We start from the raw sequence: 18,296 nt of genomic DNA on the forward strand, positions 1-18,296 counted from the left end.
AGCGGAGACATCTCCGCCTGACGCACGCCATAGCGTGCGCCTAGCGTCAACGGCTGTGTCCTAGTTCGACCTGGTCTGGCGTCACGCCGCGGCAGAGAGCTCGGGAGTCCACAGGGTCGCGCGGCGGCGTCGAGGATGGTTCGCAGCGAACTCGAGCTGCTCGGGGGTGGGGGTCCGGCCGAAGCGTGCCACGGTGACGGCGTACTCGCGACGCAGCCGCTCGCGCGCCCGTTCCCAGCCGGGCTCGAAGCAGTCCGCCCACACGATGCGGGACATGCCGAAGCCCTCGGCGCAGACATCCGTACGTCGGGCCTGCTGCTTCCACAGCACGACCTCGGGCGGCTCCTCGGCCACGCCACCTCGCGAGACAGGCACCAGCTTCAGCTTCCCCTCGCACTCGAAGAAGTGACAGCCGACCCGGATGTCGCACCACACCACGCGGTCGCCGACGATGCGTACGGCAAACTGCGTCTCGACGTCGCCGATGTCCAGCGACGCGACGAGCTCGCGCCCCAGCGTCTCCAGCACCGACTCGGCCCCGGGATCCGAGTCGGCCAGCGCGGCCTTCGCCCTCGCGATGTGGGGGTGCTGTCGCATGCGCTCGAGCTCGGCCTCGAGGTCGGACCGTGGTACGCCGAGCCGGCGCACGGCATCGATGGCGACCACCCCATGGCGGTAGCCGTGCCACCTCGCGATGTCGATCGCGGTCCGCGCATAGGACGTGGTGACGACACCGTCGACGCATTCCACGCACAGTGGCAGCTGGTCCCGGTGTCGGGTGAGCCCGCCGTTGGTACGACTGCCGCGCGGCCCGAAGAGCGTGAGATGGCTCGCGGGGGCGGACGTGTCGAGGGTGTCGATGCGCAGCAGACGCGCGGCCGAGTCGTGGCTGGCTGTGGCGGGTCGGCGCGACGACAGCACGGCCGCGTGGTCCTTCAGCAACCACTTCGACTGCAGGTCGAGGGGAGTGACCAGTGAGCGCTCGCAGTAGACCCCGAGCCGCACCACCGCCCACTGCCCGTCAGGCCTGGTGAGCGCCGCCACCTCGCGTTCGGTGTAGCCGGACCGGATCGCCTGGGCGCGCGTGAAGATCCCGTGCTGCCGGGCTGCGACTGCATGAAGGGCTGGTCTCATGCGAGTGACCATGGCGGCTCTCGCACGCGTACGCGACCGGCACTGAACGACAGCTGTGGACAGTGCTCGCGAGCGCACGCTGTGGACGTCCGCCGGCCCGTCCTGTGGTCGCAAGTCGGGACTAGGAACACTCCGTTGACGCTTGACACACGCCTTGGCGTGCGTCAGGCGGAGAATCCTCCGCTCGACCCCGCTCGTTGAGGCGGGGGCCCCAGCCGCCGTCAGCCGCCGAGCAGCCGGCGCACCCGCTCGGTGCCGAGAGCCAGCACGAGGGTCGGCAGGCGCGGACCCCGGTCGGCGTCGACGAGGAGGTGGTAGAGCAGCCGGAAGAAGTCCTTCTGGTCGGCCTTCACCTGGTCGGTCGGGGCGTCGTCGAAGCCGAGTCCGCGGGCGACCTTCGGGGTGCCGTAGACGACTGCCGTCACCTCGTCGAGGTCGCCGCCGTCGGGGAGGCGGTCGAGGAAGATCCGCAGCCACAGCTCCTCGTCCTCGGAGAGCGCGGCGAGCCGGTCGGTGTCGGGCGTCTCGCGGACGGTGGTGCGCTCCGCGGCCGGGACGTGCTCGGCGGTCCACTGCATCGCCTTGGCCAGCCGCGGCTGGAGGTCGTCGACGGAGTCGTGGGGGAAGCCCGAGGACTCGATGATGCGGGAGATCAGGTCGGCCGACCCGGCGGTGACGTCGGCGACCGACGACAGCGTCCGGAACGGGACCGGGACGGCCGGCGTGGGCAGCGTGCCGGCGGCGGCGGTCGACGACGCGCGGTGCCAGGCCAGCGTCGCGACGTCGGTCTTCTCGGGGTCGGCGGCCTTGCGACCGAGCGCGTCCCACTCGTCGTAGAGCCGCACGACGGCCGGTCCGAAGTCGATGTCGAAGGCCTGGGTCGGTGCGCGGCGGACGTAGAGCCAGCGCAGCATCGGTGCCTCGAGGACGCGCAGCGCGTCGGTGGCGGTCGGGACGCCGCCCGCCGACGACGACATCTTCTGCACGCCGGCGAACCCGACGAAGGCGTAGATGACCCGGGCCGGGGCGCGCCAGTCGAAGATCGACGGCGCGATCTCGGTCCCGACGGTGTAGGACGAGCCCGGCGTCATGTGGTCGCGACCGGCCGGCTCGAAGTCGACCTTCTCGAAGGCCCAGCGCATCGGCCAGTCGACCTTCCACACCAGCTTGCCGTCGGTGTCGGTCGACAGGTCGGTCGTCCCCTCGAAGCCGCACGAGGAGCACGTGTAGGACAGCGTCGTCGTGGCGTCGTCGTAGGCGGTCGTGGTGACGGTGTCGCGGCCGCACTCACGGCAGTACGGCCGGTAGGGGAAGCGCGCGATCGCGTCGGCGTCCGCGGCGCCGGCGTCCTCGTTGGCGACCGAGTCGGCGAGGTCGGCGGCCTCCTGCTCGGAGGCGTCCTCGCCCGCGGTGACCTTCTTGGTGCGGTGCTGGGCCAGCACGGCCTCGATGTCGGCGCGGCGCGAGACCGCGAGCAGCACCTGGTCGCGGTAGGCGCCGAAGGTGTACATCTCCGTCTGGGAGACCTCCTCCATCTCCACGCCGAGCTCGCGCAGCGACTCCTGCAGCGGCGCCTTGAAGTGCGCGGCCCAGCTGTCGTGGCACTCCCACGGGTCGGGCACGGCCGTCAGCGGCCGTCCGATGTGGTCGGCCCACTCGGCCGGGACGCCCGCGGGCACCTTGCGGAACCGGTCGTAGTCGTCCCAGGAGTGCAGGTGGCGCACCGGCACGCCGCGGCGGCGCAGCTCCTCGGCGACGAAGTGCGGGGTGATGAACTCACGCAGGTTGCCCAGGTGGATCGGGCCGCTCGGGGAGGCGCCGGACGCGACCGTCACGAGGTTGCCCTCGCCGGCGTGGCGTACGGCGTCGTCCGCCGCCCGCGTCACCCAGTCGACGGGATCACCCTTCTGCTGCCCACCTCGCGCCATGCGGGAGAGGTTATCGGGGACGGGCGCCGCGCACGCGATCGGTGCGGGCCGTGGGACGCACCGCGCGGCGGCGCAGGACGGGTCGCGGTGGAGGGCCGGGGAGATCGGCGTCGGAGCCGCTGTTCAGGGGGACGTCGGAGCCGTCCCCCGTGGCGGCTCCGACGCCACCACTCGTTGGTCCGTGCTCGGACAAGTCCACGCAGTCACCCCCGCGTCCGCGTGGAACTCCCCGAGTGGTTCGGCAGGATTGTGCCACCACGAGTGCTCGAACCGGTGTCCAGAAGTGGCCGATGACACTAAGATGCCAGACTATGGCGCGCGCGGAGGACGGCCGGACGGTGGCGGCCTTCGGCCTGCCCGACCGTGTCGAGCCGCTCTACCGCAGGATCCTGCCGGGCTCCGGCCAGCCCGTCGAGCAGGTCGCGGCCAGCCTGCTGCTGCCGCTCGACGAGCTGCTCGCGCAGCTGCGGCCCCTGCTGGCGCTGAGCATCGCCAGCGTCGAGGACGGGGTGCTGCACGTCGTCGACCCCGCCACCGCGACCAGTCGTGCCCTGGCCCAGCAGGCGGAGAAGCTGCTCGTCGCGAGCCGCGACCTCAGCCGGATCGCCGACGTGCTGCCGGGGCTGCTGGAGGTGCGCGACGAGCACGTGCCCCACGAGCAGCTCGTCGACGGCGACGTGTCGGGGATGGCCGACGTGCCGTCGCTCATCGCCCAGTGGGTGCGGGAGAACCGCGGTGACCTCAGCTTCCTGCGCCCCGACCAGTGGCGCTTCCCGAGCGAGTCGGAGATGGCGGTCGCCGTGGGCAACGCGGTGCGGGCCGGTCGCCGGGTCCGCGCGATCTACCCCGCCAGGGCGCTGAGGGAGGCGCCGGAGATGCTGCGCACCCGAGCGGCGATCGGGGAGGACATCCGGGTGGTGCCCAGCGTGCTCACCCGCCTGGTCATCGTCGGTCCGCGCCGCGCGATCGTCCCGGAGCCCCTCGGGGTGGGCTCCGAGCGGCGCGTGGTGCTCCGCCAGCCGGCGGTGGTCGGGATGTTCCAGGCCTACTTCGACCTGCTGTGGGAGTCCGCCGGGCGGGTCGAGGCAGGGGTCGGCCGCCTGCCGGAGCACGACCAGCGCCGGCTGCTGCTCGCCGAGCTCGCCGACGGCGTCAAGGACGAGCAGATCGCCCGCAACCTCGACATCAGCCTGCGCACCGTGCGCCGCCGGGTCGCCGCCCTGATGGACGAGCTCGACGTCGACACCCGGTTCCAGGCCGGCGTGGAGGCCGCGCACCGCGGCTGGCTCTGACCGCCCCGGATCGGGTCAGGGCAGGATCATCCGGTACGCCGCGGACTCCAGGCGCCAGCTGCGGCTGCGCTCCGGGCCGGAGATCTCGCCGTCGGCCGAGAGCCAGAACTCGTCGCCGCTCACCTTCACCGAGCGACCGCGCAGGGTGACCACGTCGTCGCGCTCGTCGTGGCGGCCGCGGGCGAGGCCGACGACGTAGCCGATCTTGGCGGTCGGGGCGACGGCGCGGCTGATCATCACGTCGAGGCGGCCGTCCTCGGGGTCGGCCTCGGGGTTGAGCTCGGTGCCGCCGCCGACGTTGCCGCCGTTGCCGATCGCCACCATCAGCACGGGGCGGTCGACGTCGTTGACGACCTCGCCGTCGAGCTCGACGCGCAGGCGCCAGTTGGGCGGGTGGAACGCCGAGAGGGCCGCGCCGATCGGGTAGCCGAGCTTGCCGAGGTTGACCTTGCCGACGCCGACGGAGCCGAGCCGGCTCTTCCACTTCGTGGCCTTGCGGCTGGCCTGGGCGCCCACGCCGACGTGCACGTTGTTGACCACGACGTTGCCGGGCTCGTCGATGAGCAGGTCGACCGGCCGCGCCTCCCCGGTGAGCACCAGGCGGGCGGCGTCGGCGATCTCGAGCGGGATCGCGTTGCCGCGCGCGAAGTCGTTGCCGGTGCCCATCGGGAGCAGGGCGAGGGTCGTGCCGGAGAGCTCGCGCCGCTTGTGCAGCGCGGTCACGACCGCGTGCATGCTGCCGTCGCCGCCCGCCACCACCACCGTACGACCGCCCGCTCGGTGCAGCACGCCGTCGAGCTCGCCGGGGTTGGAGGTGCGGGCCACCTCGACCGAGGCCTCCTCGCGCAGGACCGCCAGCGCCGTGGCGAGGTTCTCCTCGTCCGAGGTGCCGGCGTCGGCGTTGGTGATCACGAGCAGGGAGCGCACGGCCGGACCCTAGCCGACCGGTCGTGGCCGCGCCGCGCGCCGCGGGGTGGGACGTCCGGCGCCCGCTCGCGGGGATGGCGGGGCCGGCGAGGTGCGGTAGCGTGTGGCCGCAAGAGCCCCGGCGCCTTGTGCCGGGGCTGCTGTCATTTCGTACGCATTCGCCGCAATGTCTTGAGGAGGGCTGAGATGCCCGCAGTCGTCGTGCTCGGTGCCCAGTGGGGTGACGAGGGCAAGGGCAAGGCCACCGACCTGCTCGCCACCACGGACCCGATCGACTACGTCGTCCGCACCAGCGGCGGCCACAACGCCGGCCACACCATCGTGGTGAACGGGGAGAAGTACGCCACCCACCTGCTGCCCAGCGGGATCCTGACGCCGGGGGCGACCTCCGTGATCGCCAACGGCGTGGTCGTCTCGCCCGAGGCGCTGTTCCGCGAGCTCGACGGGCTGGTCGCGCGCGGGGTGGAGGTCGCCGACCTCAAGGTGAGCGCCAACGCCCACGTCATCGCCAGCTACCACGCCACGATCGACAAGGTCACCGAGCGCTTCCTCGGCAAGAACCAGATCGGCACCACGGGTCGCGGCATCGGCCCGGCCTACGCCGACAAGACCAACCGCGTCGGCGTGCGGATCGCGGACCTCTTCGACGAGAAGATCCTGACCCAGAAGGTGGAGGCGGCGCTCGACGTGCGCAACCACCTGCTGACCAAGGTCTACAACCGTCGCGCGATCGAGGTCGAGGCTGTCGTCGAGGAGCTCACGTCCTACGCCGAGCGGCTGCGCCCGATGGTCTGCGACACCTCGCTGCTGCTCAACCGGGCACTCGACGCCGGCCAGACGGTGCTCTTCGAGGGCGCGCAGGCGACGATGCTCGACGTCGACCACGGCACGTACCCGTTCGTCACCTCGTCCAACCCGGTCGCCGGCGGCGTGTGCGTCGGCGCGGGCATCGGCCCGACCCGCATCGACCGGGTGATCGGCGTGATCAAGGCCTACACGACCCGCGTCGGTTCCGGCCCGTTCCCGACCGAGCTCTTCGACGAGGACGGCGTGCAGCTCCAGCAGCTCGGCGGAGAGATCGGCGTCTCGACCGGCCGCACCCGCCGCTGCGGCTGGTACGACGCGGTGGTCGCGCGCTACGCCAGCCGGGTCAACGGCCTCACCGAGCTCTTCCTGACCAAGCTCGACATCCTCGGCGCCTGGGAGCGGATCCCCGTCTGCGTCGCCTACGAGATCGACGGCCAGCGGGTCGACGAGATGCCGATGACCCAGACCGAGTTCCACCACGCGACGCCGGTCTACGAGTACTTCGACGGCTGGGGCAGCGACATCTCCGGGTGCCGCAGCTTCGAGGAGCTGCCGAAGAACGCCCAGGTCTACGTCCAGGCGCTCGAGGAGATGTCCGGCGCGAAGATCTGGGGCGTCGGCGTGGGCCCGGGCCGCGAGCAGACCGTGGTGGTCCACGCGTGAAGGTCCTGGTCGTCGGCGCCGGCGGACGCGAGCACGCGCTCGCGCTGGCGCTCTCCCTCGACCCCGCGGTGGCCGAGGTGCACGCCGCGCCCGGCAACCCCGGCATCGGCGAGGTGGCCTCGCTCCACGACGTCGACCCGATGGACGGCGCCGCCGTGGCCGCCCTCGCGGCGTCGATCGGCGCCGACCTGGTGGTCGTCGGTCCGGAGGCCCCGCTGGTCGCCGGCGTCGCGGACGCCGTGCGGGAGGCCGGGATCTCGGTCTTCGGCCCCTCGCGCGACGCGGCGCGGCTCGAGGGTTCGAAGGCCTTCTCCAAGGACGTGATGGCGCGCGCCGGCGTGCCGACCGCGGGCTCGCGCACCTGCACCACGGCCGACGAGGTCGCGGCCGCGCTCGACGCCTTCGGTGCGCCCCACGTCGTCAAGGACGACGCGCTCGCGGCCGGCAAGGGCGTCGTGGTCACCAACGACCGCGACGAGGCGCTCGCCCACGCCGCCGGCTGCGAGCGGGTCGTGGTCGAGGAGTTCCTCGACGGACCGGAGTTCTCGCTGTTCGTGGTCTGCGACGGCGAGGTGGGCCGCCCGCTCCAGCCCGCACAGGACTTCAAGCGGATCTTCGACGGCGGGCGCGGCCCGAACACCGGCGGGATGGGGTCGTACTCACCACTGCCGTGGCTCCCGGACGGCACCGTCGAGCTCGTCATGGAGCAGGTGGTGGGCCCGACGCTCGCGGAGATGCGGCGCCTCGGCGCTCCGTTCGTCGGCTGCCTCTACGTCGGTCTCGCGCTCACCGCGACCGGTCCGCGGGTGATCGAGTTCAACTGCCGCTTCGGCGACCCCGACGTGCAGCCGGTGCTGGCGCTGCTCACCTCGCCGCTCGGCGAGCTGCTCCGGGCGGCCGCCGAGGGTGACCTCGGCTCCGTGCCTGCCCCGACCTTCGCCGACGGCGCCGCGGTGTCGGTCGTGCTCGCCTCCGCCGGCTACCCCGAGACGTCGTCGAAGGGCGACGTCGTGCGCGGGGTGGGCCGGGCCAACGGGGTCAACGACGTCGACGTGATCCACGCCGGTACGTCGCTCGTCGACGCCCCCGAGGACGGCGACCCCGGCCACCGCCACCTCGTCACCGCCGGCGGCCGGGTGCTGGCCGTCCGCGCGGTCGGCTACGACGTGGAGGACGCGCGCACACGGGCCTACGCCGCCGCGGACCTGATCACCTTCGACGGCCTGCAGCGCCGCTCCGACATCGCCGCCGAGCCGCTCGGTGTGGTCGAGGGAGCAGCGTCCCGCGGTTGAGGTGCCGCGTCGGCGCCGGTCGCCGGGGATGGGAGGATGGGTGCCCGTGAGCGTCCCCAACGTCCTGGCCACCCGCTACGCCGGAGCCGACCTCGCCGAGATCTGGTCGCCCGAGCACAAGATCGTCCTCGAGCGACAGCTCTGGATCGCCGTGCTCAAGGCGCAGCGCGACCTCGGGATCGACGTCCCGGACGGCGTCGTCGAGGCCTACGAGGCGGTCGTCGACCGGGTCGACCTCGCCTCGATCGCCGCCCGCGAGCGGGTCACCCGCCACGACGTGAAGGCGCGCATCGAGGAGTTCTCGGCCCTGGCCGGGCACGAGCACATCCACAAGGGGATGACCTCGCGCGACCTGACCGAGAACGTCGAGCAGCTGCAGGTGCGCCGCTCGCTCGAGCTGGTGCGCGACCGCGCCGTCGCTGCGCTCGTACGCCTCGGGCGACTCGCCGCCGAGCACGAGGCCACCGTGATGGCCGGCCGCTCGCACAACGTCGCCGCGCAGGCGACGACCCTCGGCAAGCGCTTCGCGACCGTCGCCGACGAGATGCTGATCGGCGTGCAGCGCATCGAGGAGCTGCTCGCGCGCTACCCGTTGCGCGGCATCAAGGGTCCGATGGGCACCGCCCAGGACATGCTCGACCTGCTCGACGGCGACGAGTCGAGGCTCGAGCAGCTCGAGCAGCGCGTCGCCCACCACCTCGGGTTCGAGGACGTGCTGACCAGCGTCGGCCAGGTCTACCCGCGCTCGCTCGACTTCGACGTCGTCGCCGCCCTCGTCCAGCTGGTCAGCGGCCCGTCCAACCTCGCCACGACCGTGCGGCTGATGGCCGGCCACGAGCTGGTCACCGAGGGCTTCAAGGAGGGCCAGGTCGGCTCGTCGGCGATGCCGCACAAGATGAACACCCGCTCCTGCGAGCGGGTCAACGGCCTCGCGGTGATCCTGCGCGGCCACCTGTCGATGGTCAGCGAGCTCGCCGGCGACCAGTGGAACGAGGGCGACGTCTCCTGCTCGGTCGTGCGCCGAGTGGCCCTGCCCGACGCGTTCTTCGCCACCGACGGCCTGTTCCAGACCTTCCTCACCGTGCTCGACGAGTTCGGTGCCTTCCCCGCCGTCATCCAGCGCGAGCTCGACCGCTACCTCCCGTTCCTCACCACCACCAAGGTGCTGATGACCGCGGTCCGCAACGGCGTCGGCCGCGAGACCGCGCACGAGGCGATCAAGGAGGCCGCCGTCGGCACCGCGCTCGCGATGCGCGCCGGCCAGGCCGACAACGACGTCTTCGCCAAGCTCGCCGCCGACTCCCGCCTGGGGCTCACCCGCGAGCAGATCGACGCGCTGGTCGCCGACCCGATCGAGTTCACCGGCGCCGCGGTCGCCCAGACCCGCGCGGTCGTCGCCCGCGTCGAGGCGCTGGCCGCCCGCTTCCCCGACGCGGCGGCGTACGTCCCGGGCGCGATCCTCTGACCGTCGGGTCCTGCACGACGGGCGTCAACGGCGTGCGTCGAGCGGACACTGGTGCGCTCGAGCACACCCTGTGACACCGGTCGGTCAGGCTCTCGCTGAACTTGTCAGCCCGTGCACGGCCTGACAAGTTCAGCGATCCCCGGCTGACCGGGGATCGCTGAAAAGGCCCTCAGTCGCCCAGCCGCCAGGACCGCACCGCGGCGGCGAGGGCGACCGACAGCACCACGAGGGCGGCGAGCAGCGCCGTGCGGGCGGCCACCGGGGCGGAGGTGACGGCGGCGGTGGCCTGGTAGACGGTCATCAGCAGCGCCGCGCCGAGCGCCGATCCGATCCGCTGCCCGGTCTGGAGCGCGCCGCCCGCCGCGCCGCCCATCTCCGGCGGCACCTCGGCGAGGCTGAGCGTGAAGTTCGGCGAGATCACCCCGCCGCCGCCGATGCCGGCGAGCAGCATCGCAGGCGCGAGCGTCCACCACAGGGTGTCGGTCGGCGACGTCACCAGCCACGCGGCGAGCGCCGTGCCGGTCATCATCACCCCGAGCGCGACCAGGGTGACGCGTCGGCCGAGCCGGCCGACCAGGCGACCGGCGAGCGGGGAGGTCGCCGCCGACCCGACCGCGAAGGGCGTCATGAGCAGGGCCGCGTGCAGCGGCGAGAAGCCCTCGCCCTCCTGCAGGTGCACCGACAGCACCAGGAAGATCCCCGTGAAACCGGTGAAGTAGAGCGTGCCGACGAGGAGGCCGTTGGCGTAGCCGGGCAGGCCGCGCAGCAGCGAGACGTCGAGCAGCGGGGGTCGGTCGAGGCGTACGGTCCGGCGCTCCCACCGCACGAACGCCCACGCCAGCGGCGGGAAGGCGAGCAGCAGCACCAGCGGCAGACCGGCTCCGCCCTCGAGGCTGACCAGGGGGTAGAGCACCGCCAGCACCGCGACACCGAGCAGCACCGCGCCGACGACGTCGATGCGCTGGTCGTCGGTCGACGACGCGGCGTCGTTGTCCGGCACCATCCGCCGGATCAGCACCAGCGCCACCAGCCCGATCGGCACGTTGACGAGGAACAGCGAGCGCCAGCCGTTCTCGTCGCCGAGCAGGCCGATGAGCGCGCCGCCGATGATGGGCCCCGTCCCGGACGCGACCGCGACCGTGAAGCCGAAGAGGCCGAAGGCGCGGCCGCGCTCCTCGCCGCGGAACAGCTGCTGGATCAGCCCGGAGTTCTGGGGCGTGAGCAGGCCGGCGCTGGCGCCTTGGGCGAGCCGGGCCAGCACGATCGCGGCGGCGTTGGGCGCCAGCCCGACGGCCGCGCTCGACAGCACGAAGCCGACCAGGCCGATCGTCATCATCCGGCGCCGGCCGTGCGCGTCGCCGAGCCGACCACCGGCGACGAGCGTCATGCCGAAAGCGAGGGCGTACCCGGACACCACCCACTGCACGGTCGCGGCCGAGGTGTCGAGCCCGGCGCGGATCGAGGGGACGGCGACGTTGACGATCGTGACGTCGAGCAGCGACATGAAGCCGACCACGAGCGACACCGCGAGGACGCGCCAGCGGCGCGGGTCGGGCTCGTACGCGTCGTGGGGCTCGGCGCGCTCGGCCGTCCGCTCGTCCTGGGTCACCGCTCCAGCGTGGCACCGCGCCGGTCGTCCCCGAACACCCTTCGGGTGGGGGTCCCGGTGCATGATCGGAGGCATGAAGTCGGTGCAGGCGCGGGTCACGGGTCGGGTCCAGGGCGTCGCGTTCCGCTGGCACACCGAGGAGCAGGCACGCCGGCTCGGGGTCACCGGCTGGGTCCGCAACGAGGTCGACGGGTCGGTCCTGCTGCACGCCGAGGGCGAGGACGCCGCCGTCGACGCGCTCGTCGACTGGTGCCGCACCGGGCCGCCGTCGGCGCGCGTGGAGCACGTCGCGGTGCGCGACGACGCACCCACCGGCGCGACGTCGTTCGAGACCACCGGCTGACCTCGTCGAGAAATGTCGGCACGGGCTGCAACGATCGCGGTGCTGCCGGACAGGGGTGAGGCATGGACATCTCGGGGGACGAGCGCGACCGGCGCTTCCGCGCGCTCTACGCCGCGCACTTCGACGGCGTGCTGGGCTACGCCCTGCGCCGCTGCCAGCGCGCGGAGGACGCGGCCGACGTCACGGCCGAGACCTTCCTGGTCGCCTGGCGACGGCTGGCGCACGTCCCCGTCGGGGACGGCGAGCGCCCCTGGCTCTACGCCGTCGCCCGCCGTCAGCTCGCCAACCACCGCCGCGGCGACCTGCGCCGCCGCCGGCTCGGCGAGCGCCTGCGCCACGACCTCAGCCTCGTCGTGCCGGACTTCAGCGACCGGGTCGTGCAGGACGCGGTCGTGGACGCGGCGATGTCGCGGCTGAGCGCGCGCGACGAGGAGGTCCTCCAGCTGCACCTCTGGGAGGGGCTGGAGTCGCGTGAGATCGCCGAGGTCCTCGGGCTCCCGGTGAGCATCGTGCGCCCGCGGCTGTCCCGGGCGCGGGCCCGGCTGCGTGACCTGCTCGGCAACGATCCGCCCGCTGCCGGACACATCCAGGGCAAGCAACCGATCCCGAGCCGAGAGGAGGAGCGATGACTCCGCGACTGACCGACGACGAGGTCTCAAGGCTGCCGCTCGCCACGGCGAGGGCCGAGCTCCTGGAGGAGATCATGTCCACGTCGCTCGACGAGCGCACCACCCCGTCCACCGACGACGCCCCGCCGCGCCACCTGCGCCGGTGGGTGGGGACCGCCGCCGCAGCAGCCGCGGCCGCGGCCCTGGTCGCCGTTCCCAGCTGGCTGCTCTCGCGCGACGAGCCGACGTCGGTCTACGCCGCCCCGCGGGCGCTCGAGCGGGTCGTGCTCGACGCCCCGGGATGGACGATCACCGACACCTCCGAGCCGGGCGGGCCCGAGAGCGAGGTCGAGTGGTCCGACGGCTCGGCCACGCTGACCGTCCACCTCCGCGCCGCCGACACCCGTGCCGACTACGTGCGCGACCGCGAGCACATCGACCACCCGCAGGTCGACGAGGGCACCCCGACCGAGCTGCTCGGCGCGCCGGCCCGCTGGTGGGCGTACTCCGCCAGCGACCGCACGGCGATCGGTGCCGTCGCCGGCGACGTGTTCCCCGAGGTGCGTGGGGAGGGCATGGGTCGCGCGGCCTACCTCGACCTGCTGACCCGCCTGGACTGGTCCGACGAGGAGACCTTCGAGGCGGCGCTGCCCGAGGAGTTCGTCACGAGCGGAGAGGCCGACGCGGCGATCGTCGACATGCTGCGCGGGGTCCCCCTCGCACCGGGGGCCGCCGTACCGTCCTCGGACGAGAACGACCCCTACCAGGTGGGCGCGGACGTCGCCGCCCAGGTCGCCTGCCCGTGGATCGAACAGTTCGACCGGGCCAGGAAGGCCGGGGACGACGAGGCCGCTGCCCGCGCCCAGGAGGCGCTCGCGGACAGCCACGACTGGGCCTTCCTCCACGTCATGGACGCCGAGGGCGACTACCCCGAGGTGCTGTGGGAGATCGCCGACGAGGTCGTCGCCGGTCGCGTGCCGGCGGAGTACGGCCAGGGGCTGGGCTGCGAGTGAGGTCGAGCGCCGAGGTCCCGGACCACGCCCGACGTGGCCGGGATCTCGTCGCCGCCGGCTTCACCCCGCACGCCCGAGAGCCCGACACTGAGGGTCATGAGCGCCCCCGTCACCGTCTCCGTCACGCGCCACGTCGACCCCTCGCACACCACGCAGATGCTGGCGTGGATGCAGGCCGGCACGTCGATGGCCGAGAAGTTCGACGGGTTCCTCGGCTCGGGGTGGGTCCGCCCGAGCGCGGACTCCGAGGAGTGGCACATGCTCTACCGCTTCTCGGACGCCTCGTCGCTCACCGCCTGGGAGGCCTCGCCGCAGCGGGCGTGGTGGCTCGAGGCCGCCCAGGGCAGCGTGGAGGAGAAGCGGCGTGAGCGGCGTACGGGCATCGAGGGCTGGTTCGACGAGCCCGCCTCGGTCGAGTCGCTGAGCGCCGCCCCGCCCGCGCCGCCGCGCTGGAAGCAGATGGTCACCATCTTCATGGTCTTCCTGCCGCTCAGCCTGCTGGCCAACGTCGTCGCCTCCCGCACCATCTCCGACTGGGCCCTGGTGCCGCGGGTCGTGCTGGTGACGAGCGTGATGACGCCGCTGATGACCTACGTCTTCCTGCCCTGGATCACCCGGCGGATGAGCTGGTGGCTGCACCGCTGAGCGGTGTCGCCACGCCTGGTCGCTAGCGCTGCCGGCCCTTGCGGGCCAGCCGACGCCGGTCGCGCTCCTCGCGCTGCCGGGCCTCCCATCGCTCCGGCCGGGCTGTGCGCTCCACCCACTCCCACGCCTTGAGCAGCGCGAAGATCCACGGGAGCAGGAACAGGGCGGTGAAGCCCAGCGTGCGCAGCCAGGAGAACTCCTCGCTGATCGTCCAGTCGTCCGGTGCGGTCTCGAACACGTGGATCGTGTCGCCCTCGTCGGGGTGCCAGAACCATCGCCCCTCGGCGGCGGCCGCGTGCTCGGTGCCGTCCTCGAGCCGGAAGCTGATGCTGCGGGAGCGTCTGCGGTCGTTCGTGCTGATCCTCGACGACGTGCCGCCGACCTCGGTGACGGTCGCCGGCTGGTCGTCAGCACCGACGTGACGCACGACGTCGCGCACCGTGAACCCGAGCAGCACCCCTGACCCGACCAGGACGGCGATCGAGCACACCCAGATGACGAGCGAGTCCGAGCGGCGCCTCGGGCTCATCGACCGTCGGTGTCGCGCAGCCGCTCGAGCTCGGCGTTGCGCAGGTCGAGCTCGCGCTGCTGCTCGGCCATCTCGGGGTCACGGGCCATCGCCTCGCCGAGCTGGTCGAGGTTGGCCTCGATCATCTGGCGCACCCGGATGCTGCTCGGGTGGTCGTCGGACCCGTTGCGCACGGCGTCCCACGTGGTCTCGCCGCGGTCGACGCGCTGCTGGACGCGCTGCACGTCGGGGCCGTTGTCGCCGCGGCGGTTGGCCTCCTCGCGCTCGCTGCGTCGGCCGGCGTGGTCGGCCTTGAACTTCTCGTGGCTGCGCTTGATCGACGCCGTGAGCGCCCGGATGTCGGCGACGGCGGCGTTCTTCGCCTCGTTGGAGCGGCGTACGGCGGCGCGCAGCTGCGGGTCGTTGCGGTCCATGGTGATCCCCACTCTAGGAGCCGGGCTAGAAGCCGGCGGTGGCAGTGTCGTCGACGTTCGTCGAGTTGCCGGCGTCGCCGCCGATCTCGATCGCGTTGAGCACCAGGTTGGCGGTGTCGAAGAGCGCGTTGAGGTACTTCATCGCCGTGATCGCGACCTTCGCGAAGCGCAGCAGGTTCTCGATCGCGTCCTTGCCCTGGCTGATCAGCTGGATGACCCGGCGGACCTTGCCCGGGGCCGAGACGCCGGCCTTGACCCAGCCGGCGAACGGCACGGCGGCGTCGGCGAGGATCTCCTGGATGCAGGAGTCGATGAACTCCAGCGCCGCGCACACGCACTCCGCGGTCGCCTGGGCGACCTCGAGCATGTTGCCGAGCTGCTCGGAGATGAGCTCGGCCGCGTCCTCCTGGCCCTGGTGGGCCTCGGCGATGCGCTCGAGGATCGAGTCGATGGCGTCGGCGGACTGTCCATCGAGCAGGGGCCCGAGCTGGGAGCGCAGCGAGGCGTAGTTGTCACCGACCGCGCCACTGGCGCTGGCGACCTGGAGCCAGCCCTTCTGCATCGACGAGATCGCGTTGAAGTCGCCGGCGATCGGCTCGAGGAGCTCGGCGAGCAGGTCGCGGTGGGCGAACTTCTTCACCGCCCACAAGATGGCGCCGATGATCAGGCCGCAGTCGTCGCGGAGGCTGTCGATGTAGTCGCCCATGCCCCCGTCGGGACGGCCGCCGCTGACGGCCTGGCTGGCGTCGTAGCGCTCGGTGACGGTCATCGCGCACCCCAGTCCTGGAGGTCCTTGTCCTCGTCGCGGTCGCGGAAGTCGTCGAGGTCCTCGGCCTGCTCGTGGTTCTCCGCGATGTTGTCGAGGTGGTCGCCGAGGTCGGTGATGTTGTCGTTCAGGTCGTTGCCCTCGTTCCACAGGTCGTTGGCGTGGGCGCCGGTGCGCCCGCCGAGGTCACGCCCGTCGTTGAACTCGCGGTGGTCGCGGTTGGTGTCGCGACGCTCCTCCTTGCCCGCGTCGCGGGCCTCGGCCCGGCTCGCGCCGTCGGCCTTCGCCTCGTCGCGCGCCCGCTCTCCCGCGGCGCGCGCGTCGTCGCGCTGCCGGTCGCGAGCGTTCTCGTCGACCCGGCGCTCGTCGCCGTCCTTGTCGGTCCGGCGGTCCCACCAGTCGGCGTAGCGGTCCTTGTGGCTCTTGGCCCAGTCGGGCTGGTCGGTGTCGCGCTGGGTGTCGCGCAGCGCCTGGTCGCGTGCGGCGTCGCCGTAGTCGCCCCAGCCGAGGCCGTCCGGGTCCTCGTCGTCCTTGCCGGGTGTCACCGGGGGCGGCGTCCCGCCGTGGTGGTAGTCGTCGCCGCCGGTGGGGAGCTGGTAGGGCGCGATCGCCGCGAGGTCGCCGAGGGCGTCGCGCATCCGCTTGTAGGACGCGAGGTCGGCCTCGACGAAGTCGTCGCGCGTCGCCCGGAGCTCGGCGCGCATCTTGTCGCCGATCTGCACCGAGTTCTGCAGGCCGGTCAGCGCGGCGTTGACGCCCGAGTTGTAGGACCCCTCGAAGAGGTTGAGGACGCCGCGGAACGCCGACGGTCGGTCGCAGACGTCGCTGACGTAGGACTTGATGTCGGCGACGTGGTCGGCCTGGCCGCCGCAGAGCGCGGCGGCGCTGCCGAGCGTCGGGAACGAGATGCGCAACACGGTGCTGGGACCCCCTGGAGAAGTGACGGTGCGGATCTACCCCGGACGGCGTTCCCGAAACCAGTCGACGCCCCGAGGATAGGTCGCGTGGGGCAGCTCGCGTGCGGTGTTGCTTGGATGGGCGCGTGGATCCCGCTGCCGAGACCTTCCGGACCGTCTTCGACGCCGAGTTCGACCGCTGCGTGACCGAGGCCCTCGCGGCGGCGGAGTGGCAGGACGAGGCGCTCGACGCGGTCGCGGTCGCGATGGTCGAGGTCGCCGGCGCCCTCGCGGCGGGCGAGCCGTCGCCCTGGGACGCCATCGTGCAGCGCTCGCGCGAGCTGGCCGCGGTCCGCCGGGGGACGCGGCCGGGGTCGCGCTTCCTCGACGAGCACCTGACGGCCGCGCAGGACGCCGTACGCCGCCCGCTGGGGCTGCTCGCCGACTCGGTCGAGGACCTCGACCTCGACCCCGGCGACACCTTCGCGACCCCGGACCTCGCGCGGCCGCTGCGCGACGACCTGCGCGACGCGATCGCCGCCCTCGCGGGCCCGGACGGTGAGCGGCGGCGCTGGTGGTCCCCGCGCCGCTAGGCTCGCCGCGTGGCCGACCTCAACATCCCCACCGCGCCCCTGATCGAGGGCACCACCCACGTGCACTCCGGGAAGGTCCGCGACCTCTACCGCATCGACACCGGTGAGCACGAGGGCCGGCTGCTGATGGTCGCCAGCGACCGGATCTCGGCCTACGACTTCGTCCTCGACTCCACCATCCCGGACAAGGGCGAGATCCTCACCCGGATGTCGCTGTGGTGGTTCGACCAGCTCGCCGACCTCGTCGGCAACCACGTGGTGTCGACCGACGTCCCCGCGGCCGTCGCCGGGCGGGCGGTCGTGTGCGAGCGGCTCGACATGTTCCCCGTCGAGTGCGTCGCCCGCGGCTACCTCACCGGGTCGGGCCTGCTCGACTACCACCGCACCAACGAGGTCTGCGGCATCCCGCTCCCGGCCGGCCTGCAGGACGGCAGCCGCCTCCCGGAGCCGATCTTCACGCCCGCCACGAAGGCCGATCTCGGCGACCACGACGAGAACGTCGACTACGAGGCGGTCGTCGAGGCCGTGGGCGACGACGCCGCGGCCGAGCTGCGGATGCTGACCATGGAGGTCTACGGCAAGGCCCACGACCTCGCCCGCGACCGCGGGATCATCCTGGCCGACACCAAGCTGGAGTTCGGCAGGCGTTCCGACGGCACCACGATCCTCGCCGACGAGGTGCTCACGCCCGACTCGAGCCGGTTCTGGCCGGCCGCCGACTGGCAGCCCGGGCGCGCCCAGGAGTCGTACGACAAGCAGATCGTGCGCAACTGGCTCACGTCCGCGGAGTCCGGCTGGGACCGCACGTCGGGGGAGGCTCCGCCGCCGCTGCCCGACGAGGTCGTGGAGCGCACCCGTCGCCGCTACGTCGAGGCCTTTGAGCTGCTCACCGGGGAGCGGTTATGACCACCCGGCGGTTCTCGGCGGCGGTCGAGCTGGACTGCACGCCCGAGGAGGCCTTCACCTACCTCGTCGACCCGCGCAACCGGCCGAGGTGGCAGTCCAGCCTGCTGTCGGTCGACGTCCCGGCCGACGAGGAGCCGCACCTCGGGCAGGCGTGGAGCGAGCTGACCGCGGTCGGGGTGCGCCCCCACCTCGTGGTCACCGACTTCGTGCCGTTCCGGTCCTGGGCCGAGAGCGGCACCTGGCGCGGCGTGCGCGCCGACCTGCGGCTGCGCTTCACCGCCCGCGGCGCCGGCTGCCGGGTGCAGGCCGAGGGGGAGGTCAGCGGGTCGGGCCTGTACGCCGCCGCCGCGCTGAGCTCCGGCCTGCTCGCCGGACGGGCGATCGGCGCCGACCTCCGCAAGGCCGGCCGCCTGATCGCCGACCGGCGCGACGGGTGACGTGGCTCACGACCGCTGAGTAGGTTGTTC

General features: G+C 72.8%; 19 protein-coding genes. 11 read left to right on the forward strand and 8 right to left on the reverse strand.

The annotated features are described in order from the left end of the window. Positions 1 to 81: 81 nt before the first annotated feature. Complete coding sequence (locus KDN32_RS00945) at positions 82 to 1,134, reverse strand: type IV toxin-antitoxin system AbiEi family antitoxin domain-containing protein (RefSeq protein WP_211730256.1); 1,053 nt, start codon at positions 1,132 to 1,134, stop codon at positions 82 to 84. 221 nt (positions 1,135 to 1,355) lie between these two features. Beyond that, complete coding sequence (gene lysS / locus KDN32_RS00950; RefSeq protein WP_211730257.1) at positions 1,356 to 3,062, reverse strand: lysine--tRNA ligase; 1,707 nt, start codon at positions 3,060 to 3,062, stop codon at positions 1,356 to 1,358. Between the two features lie 311 nt (positions 3,063 to 3,373). On the opposite strand from lysS, the gene KDN32_RS00955 reads away from it, so the two are divergent. Continuing rightward, the gene (locus tag KDN32_RS00955) at positions 3,374 to 4,354 is read left to right on the forward strand and encodes a helix-turn-helix domain-containing protein (RefSeq protein ID WP_211730258.1); all 981 of its coding nucleotides are present in this window, start codon (positions 3,374 to 3,376) and stop codon (positions 4,352 to 4,354) included. A 15-nt stretch (positions 4,355 to 4,369) separates the two neighbouring features. Here KDN32_RS00955 and KDN32_RS00960 read toward each other — a convergent pair whose 3' ends face one another. Continuing rightward, a complete protein-coding gene (locus KDN32_RS00960) occupies positions 4,370 to 5,281 on the reverse strand; it encodes a diacylglycerol/lipid kinase family protein (protein WP_307853603.1) in 912 nt (303 codons plus the stop codon). 186 nt (positions 5,282 to 5,467) lie between these two features. Between KDN32_RS00960 and KDN32_RS00965 the strand changes: the two genes are divergently transcribed. The 3 genes from KDN32_RS00965 to purB are packed head-to-tail and all read left to right on the forward strand — an operon-like array spanning position 5,468 to position 9,508. After that, positions 5,468 to 6,751 carry an adenylosuccinate synthase gene (locus tag KDN32_RS00965; protein WP_211730259.1) on the forward strand — a complete coding sequence of 428 codons (1,284 nt, stop codon included), beginning with the start codon at positions 5,468 to 5,470 and terminating at the stop codon, positions 6,749 to 6,751. Further along, a complete protein-coding gene (gene purD / locus KDN32_RS00970; RefSeq protein ID WP_211730260.1) occupies positions 6,748 to 8,043 on the forward strand; it encodes a phosphoribosylamine--glycine ligase in 1,296 nt (431 codons plus the stop codon). Before KDN32_RS00965 ends, purD begins: the two co-directional genes overlap by 4 nt. A 46-nt stretch (positions 8,044 to 8,089) precedes the next feature. Next, complete coding sequence (gene purB, locus KDN32_RS00975; RefSeq protein ID WP_443678605.1) at positions 8,090 to 9,508, forward strand: adenylosuccinate lyase; 1,419 nt, start codon at positions 8,090 to 8,092, stop codon at positions 9,506 to 9,508. A 169-nt stretch (positions 9,509 to 9,677) separates the two neighbouring features. Here the strand turns inward: purB and KDN32_RS00980 are convergent, their stop codons facing one another. After that, positions 9,678 to 11,117: an MFS transporter gene (locus KDN32_RS00980; RefSeq protein WP_307853604.1), complete on the reverse strand. Its 1,440-nt coding sequence runs from the start codon at positions 11,115 to 11,117 to the stop codon at positions 9,678 to 9,680. Between the two features lie 73 nt (positions 11,118 to 11,190). Here KDN32_RS00980 and KDN32_RS00985 point away from each other — a divergent pair, with 73 nt between their 5' ends. The 4 genes from KDN32_RS00985 to KDN32_RS01000 all read left to right on the forward strand — a co-directional run bounded on the left by KDN32_RS00985 (position 11,191) and on the right by KDN32_RS01000 (position 13,726). Continuing rightward, positions 11,191 to 11,460: an acylphosphatase gene (locus KDN32_RS00985; protein WP_249216327.1), complete on the forward strand. Its 270-nt coding sequence runs from the start codon at positions 11,191 to 11,193 to the stop codon at positions 11,458 to 11,460. A gap of 62 nt (positions 11,461 to 11,522) precedes the next feature. Next, positions 11,523 to 12,089 (forward strand): RNA polymerase sigma factor, encoded by a 567-nt coding sequence (locus tag KDN32_RS00990; protein WP_211730264.1) that lies wholly within the window; start codon positions 11,523 to 11,525, stop codon positions 12,087 to 12,089. Further along, positions 12,086 to 13,081: a hypothetical protein gene (locus KDN32_RS00995; protein ID WP_211730265.1), complete on the forward strand. Its 996-nt coding sequence runs from the start codon at positions 12,086 to 12,088 to the stop codon at positions 13,079 to 13,081. The genes KDN32_RS00990 and KDN32_RS00995 overlap by 4 nt, the downstream gene beginning before the upstream one ends. Positions 13,082 to 13,177: 96 nt before the next feature. Then, the gene (locus KDN32_RS01000; RefSeq protein ID WP_211730266.1) at positions 13,178 to 13,726 is read left to right on the forward strand and encodes an antibiotic biosynthesis monooxygenase; all 549 of its coding nucleotides are present in this window, start codon (positions 13,178 to 13,180) and stop codon (positions 13,724 to 13,726) included. 22 nt (positions 13,727 to 13,748) lie between these two features. Here KDN32_RS01000 and KDN32_RS01005 read toward each other — a convergent pair whose 3' ends face one another. From KDN32_RS01005 to KDN32_RS01020, 4 genes are read right to left on the reverse strand one after another with little or no spacing between them, the layout of a single operon-like run. Continuing rightward, the gene (locus KDN32_RS01005) at positions 13,749 to 14,255 is read right to left on the reverse strand and encodes a hypothetical protein (RefSeq protein WP_211730267.1); all 507 of its coding nucleotides are present in this window, start codon (positions 14,253 to 14,255) and stop codon (positions 13,749 to 13,751) included. Then, entirely contained in the window at positions 14,252 to 14,668 is a 417-nt protein-coding gene (locus KDN32_RS01010) for a hypothetical protein (protein ID WP_211730268.1), read from the reverse strand. The genes KDN32_RS01005 and KDN32_RS01010 overlap by 4 nt, the downstream gene beginning before the upstream one ends. A gap of 25 nt (positions 14,669 to 14,693) precedes the next feature. Next, positions 14,694 to 15,437: a hypothetical protein gene (locus tag KDN32_RS01015; RefSeq protein ID WP_211730269.1), complete on the reverse strand. Its 744-nt coding sequence runs from the start codon at positions 15,435 to 15,437 to the stop codon at positions 14,694 to 14,696. Then, a complete protein-coding gene (locus tag KDN32_RS01020; RefSeq protein WP_211730270.1) occupies positions 15,434 to 16,351 on the reverse strand; it encodes a hypothetical protein in 918 nt (305 codons plus the stop codon). Before KDN32_RS01020 ends, KDN32_RS01015 begins: the two co-directional genes overlap by 4 nt. A 125-nt stretch (positions 16,352 to 16,476) precedes the next feature. On the opposite strand from KDN32_RS01020, the gene KDN32_RS01025 reads away from it, so the two are divergent. The 3 genes from KDN32_RS01025 to KDN32_RS01035 are packed head-to-tail and all read left to right on the forward strand — an operon-like array spanning position 16,477 to position 18,266. Then, a complete protein-coding gene (locus KDN32_RS01025) occupies positions 16,477 to 16,923 on the forward strand; it encodes a hypothetical protein (RefSeq protein WP_211730271.1) in 447 nt (148 codons plus the stop codon). Between the two features lie 9 nt (positions 16,924 to 16,932). Further along, positions 16,933 to 17,829 (forward strand): phosphoribosylaminoimidazolesuccinocarboxamide synthase, encoded by an 897-nt coding sequence (locus tag KDN32_RS01030; protein ID WP_211730272.1) that lies wholly within the window; start codon positions 16,933 to 16,935, stop codon positions 17,827 to 17,829. Further along, positions 17,826 to 18,266, forward strand: a complete 441-nt coding sequence (locus KDN32_RS01035) for an SRPBCC family protein (protein WP_211730273.1) — start codon at positions 17,826 to 17,828, stop codon at positions 18,264 to 18,266. The genes KDN32_RS01030 and KDN32_RS01035 overlap by 4 nt, the downstream gene beginning before the upstream one ends. Positions 18,267 to 18,296 lie beyond the last annotated feature (30 nt).

This window comes from Nocardioides palaemonis (assembly GCF_018275325.1).
Taxonomy (GTDB): Bacteria; Actinomycetota; Actinomycetes; order Propionibacteriales; family Nocardioidaceae; genus Nocardioides; species Nocardioides palaemonis.